The 5,137-nt window shown below is 34.8% G+C and carries 1 protein-coding gene; it reads right to left on the bottom strand.

Annotated elements, in window-relative coordinates; genetic code table 11:
- A partial coding sequence (locus HMPREF1984_RS02685) for a hypothetical protein (RefSeq protein WP_021766344.1) occupies nucleotides 1-5,137 on the bottom strand: 5,137 nt, incomplete at both ends.

The raw sequence follows: 5,137 nt of genomic DNA, 5'->3' as shown, positions 1-5,137 counted from the left end.
GTTCTCTGCTGTACATTTGCATATTGGTGTCCCATCATTTCATCATAAGCTTGGAACAGTAATATTTCTTCATTATTTCCAATTGAACTTAATTTATTAAATAATTCTTTTTCTCTTGAAGATAGCTCTTCAACTCCATATCTTTGTTCTAATCCATCAGCAAAATTATAAGTATCTTTGTCAGCTGCCCAGTTTGTATATGATAATTTTGCTAAATATACATTTTGAAGACCAGCACTAGCTGTTGCCAACCAAGTTAAAGAACCTGAATACATATTCCATTTTGAAATTTGTGGATTATTTAACATTGTTTGACGATAAGGATCCAATATATTTCCACTAACTTCAATATATTTTGAATTTGTTGCTTTCGCAGCTTCAGCCCCTATAACTAGATCCATTTCTGTCAATGCTAATGATCTCAATCCATTAATAGGATTTGTTCCTGCTAAAGTATCCATATACATTCCTAGTCCTGAACTAGTAATTTGTCTTGTTCCTTGTGGTGTATTTACTGAATCTGGAGTTACTGCTATTCCATTTTTATAAATTGTTCCTACTGCTGAACCTGCTGGAACATCTATATTTACATCTCTTGCTCCTGTTGATGTTGGTTTTACTTCTGGAGTTCCAACTTCAGTTGCTCCACCTAATAGATTAACTGTTCCATAGTTACGTAAAATTACTTTTCCACCATCATTAAATGCTGCTACTCCATCTGCTGAGTTAATAGTTATTGTTCCATAGTTTGTAAATTCTGCATTCTTCTTTGTTGCTATTCCTACAACTCCTGAAGGATTTCCAATTGTTGTAATTGTTCCATAGTTATATCCTTTTGCATTTTTATCCAGATACATACCTATAGCACCATCTGAATCAAGATTTATTGTCGCAGTTGACCCAGCTGAAGTACCGTTATAAACTTCTGTTCCTTGCCCTGTTCCGTACATTCCAATACTAGCAGAACCTTTTACATTAATAGTTCCTTCATTTACAACTTTTCCTGTAAACGCTGGTGTTGTTGCATTACCATTAAATCCTGCAGCCATACCTATTGCATATCTTTCTGTAGATTCATCTGTAGCACCTACTGTGATTGTTCCATGGTTAGTTGCATTTCCTCCATTTGTACTGTATATTCCTACATTTCCAATACCTGTTGCAAAATTCATATTTCCATAACTATTAACTGTTCCTGCTGAATAAATACCATAAGTTGAATCACCACTTGAAGTCAAGTTAGCTCTACTTGTGATATTAGCCGCTGCATCATTTGAATATAAGTATACTGCACTATCTCCTAATGCTACTGTTGAAGTTGCTGTATTATTGAATGTTGTATTTGTTCCTTTTAACACATAACCAAACGAATTATTTCCTACTGTCATTGTACTTCCAGCATCGTTTATTGTTATTCCGTTAGGTGTATTTTCAACAAATACTCCTACAGCTTCATTGTTTCCAACATTAAATGTAGCTCCAGCTTGGATATCTATATTAGGGGAAGCATTTACATCAGCAGTACTGAATACTCCTACTCCTTTATCTCCTATATTAAGAACAGATGTTCCACCTAATGTTACATTTTTACCATAAATATTGTATGAATATGTTCCACCATTTATTGTTCCATTATTTGTTAAAGTTACTCCCTGGTCATTAGTAAACATTCCTACTCTTAGTTTACTTTCACTACTTGAATTTCCTACTGTAATAATATTGTTATTTAGAACAGAACCGCTAGATTGTCCAAACATACCAACACCTTCATCAGCATTAATAATAATTTGTCCATCATTTTTCAATACTCCGAAGTTCTTTCCTCCCATTCCAACTGCCTTTTCACCATTCATAGTAATAACACCACTTGCTCCATTAGTTGCATTTACTAAGTTAGTAGCAACATTTGCTGTGTCATTATCTTCAACGTAAATACCGTAAGATCCTTTTCCGTCTAAATCCAGAGCATTGTTATTTGTAACGGAAATTTTACCATATACTCCGGCACCTTTTGAAAATTCATCTCCAACTAATGCTCCTGTAGCTGGTTTAACTCTTGAAGAAAGTCCTAAAACTCCTATTGAACTATCTCCTCCAACACTGATTGAACCATCATTTACTACATCAGAACCATTTACAGCGTAAACTCCAACTGCGTTACTATTTGCTGCATTAATTGCTGTTCTTTCAACTTCAACTTTGGCACCACTGTTAATATTTGCTTGTCCATAGTTTATAAATAATCCAACTGCTCCTGTTCCTGCATCAGTTCTATCTGCTGAAACTGTTGAACCTCCAGCAAGATTTATTTGAGTTTCAGTATTTGAAGCCGCTAATTTACTTGAGTTCATAGCAAGTCCAATAACAGCTGATTCTTTTATTGCAGTTAAATCACTTGAATTAAGGTGTGCTGTAACAGTTTTTCCTGCACCTAAATTCATTTTTGCTCTTTGGACAATTAAACTTTTAACAAATGTATCTACATCAGCATCTACTCCACCAGTTACTGCTAATGATTTATCAACATCTTTATCGATATTATAAGCTCCCAATCCATCTATCGCTGCAAGTGTAAAGTTATTATAAGTAGTTCCTGAAGCTGGATCTGTTCTTCCTATTGTTGGTAATCCTGCTATTCCTGTTACATTCGTAAGTAATCCTGTAACATTTAATGAAGTTGCATTTCTCAATATTACTGCAGTTGCATCATTTGAGTAAATATTAAAATGCATACCTGTTGTATCTATAGGTTGTGTTCCTGCTGCCAAGTCTTTTACATATCCAACTGAATTTCCTCTTAATGTAAGAGTTGCACTATTCATCTTTATTTCTCCACCATTATCAACATAAAGTGCATATCCATTTCCAGAATAATCTAATGAACCGTTTGATAAATTAACCTCTGCTCCTCCTACAGAAGCTATTCCTGTTGATCCATCCGTTACTTTTATTTTATTATTTTGTGCATTAATTTTAGCATGGTCTGCTGCCATAAGACCAAATCCTACATATCTGTCAGCATCTGTTAATTTAACACCTTGTATAGATATATTGTCACCTGTTGGTGCTGCAGCTCTATTTATAGTAACTTCTGTTCCTGTTCCTGTTGCGTATACTGCTCCCGAATTCTTCTTATTTGTTGTGCTTGCATCATTTTCAATAGAAGCACCTGATATATTTAATTCAGTTGCTGCTACTTTTGCTCCTGCTGAAGCATAAATCGCAATAGAGTTTTTCGTATCAGTTGAAGTTATTTTTCCAACTTCCACATTATTTGTTTGACCAGCTCTTGTAGAACCTTTTGCTACAATTGCCAAGTTTCCTTTACCATCTTTTAATTCTATATCCCCAGTAGATTTTACCGATCCTTTATTATCAGTATATATACCAATATTATTTTTAGAAGTTGTTCCACCATCTAAAGTTATTTTTCCTGTACCTAGATTCAGTAATACATCTGCTCCTGGCATAACTCCAACTACACCTTCAGTTTGGTCGAATATATTTATAGTATGTTTTGTTAAATTTGTTGGAGCGAAAGAATAAATTCCAAATCCACCTTCAATAAGTTCTGAGCTACCACCAGGGTTTATATCCATGTTTGTAATGTTATTCCCTGCTGTTTTATTACTAACTGCTGTAGTTGTAAATTTCTGGTTTCCTACTCCTGCTGCTCCAAAATTTGCTTTAAAATCTCCTTCAACTTTAGAACTACTTGCTGTTTGTGGAATATAAAGACCTACGTTATTATCTCCATAAAACTCCATAGGGTTATCTAACACCATATTTAATCTGGCATCTTTCAACAGGTATATTCCCGCTGAATCCTGTCCATACATTTTTAAACTTCCATTTCCTTTATTTACAGTAGTCAACGCTTTAGGAGATGAACCGGCATAACCGAATATTGAAGCATTTTTTGTCCAGTTTTCAATAGTTCCTGAGTTATACATTATATTATGTGACTGTCCAGAAACATCATTAGAAACTATAAATCCTCCTGTATAAGCACCATATCTATTACCAGAAGCATCTTCATATGGTTGAAAAATAACCTTTCCGGTATTAGCAGTCAACTGATCCTTGTTTCCACCAGTATGTGTATAAGTATTCGTTAAAGAAGTATTTCCACCTTCTATAACTATATTTCCTGAGTTAAACGAAGCATGGGTATCTGTCTTAGTATATGTTTGTCCGTTTGCTTGTGTCGGTGTAACAACTAAATTAGTTACTGCATCATTGAATGCAGCAAGTTCATCATTTGCAAGGATTGAATTTAATCCATTAATTATAGATGAATTTTGAGCAAATCCATGTATATCTAAGTGATATAATTCCCCCAATGTACTTGAAGCACTTTCCAATGCCTGTGTATATAAAATATTTCCTGAATTTATTATAGGATATCCACTGATTGTACTAAGGAATCCCTTACCACTGCTTGTCCCTGTTCCTGATTTTCCAGACCATGAACCACCAGTTGGTATTGCTGATCCCCAAGGGTTAGTAGCTGATCCCCAAGGTGTTGAACCAGAATAATTATTGTAAGTATAATTCCAGCTATCTCCTGTTCTAACAGTATTTATATCTCCTCCTGTTATAGCAACACTTTCAATTGCCGCATTATTGGCTTGTCCTATAGCTACAAATGATGACCCATTACCATTTGATACAACTTTTAATGATAATTGCGGAGGATTAATATTAGGCAATGTTGGTGCATCAGGTTCTACTGGTGCAGGAATTAATCTTGGTTCATAATCCGGTAAAACAATTGAAGGTGCTTGCGGCATACTTGCCGGAGAAGCCTTAGCAATTGATCTAGGTCTTATAGACGCATTTAATTCCATGTCAACAACTGGCTTATTCACTTCACCTGTTTTAGCTAAACCATAAGTATTTAACAATCCTGATCTTGAAGTTGTTGAAGCCGATCTTGAATTCAATGATTGTGGTAAATATTGATACATACTGCTATTTGAAGATACGTATCTGTTTAATATATCGCTATCTCTTTCAAATATCCCCTCATACGGATACTTCTCCTTCTTATCTCCTCTACCTTTATAAGTTCCTCTCCAGTTGCTATAAAATCCATTCACTCCAAACTGCCATGAACTCCATGGTGATTTTACTA

Origin of the sequence: Leptotrichia sp. oral taxon 215 str. W9775 (genome assembly GCF_000469505.1) — a bacterium.
Classification (GTDB): Bacteria; Fusobacteriota; Fusobacteriia; order Fusobacteriales; family Leptotrichiaceae; genus Leptotrichia_A.
Note: the sequence above shows the minus strand (reverse complement) of the source record. Positions and strands in the feature narration are given on the sequence as shown.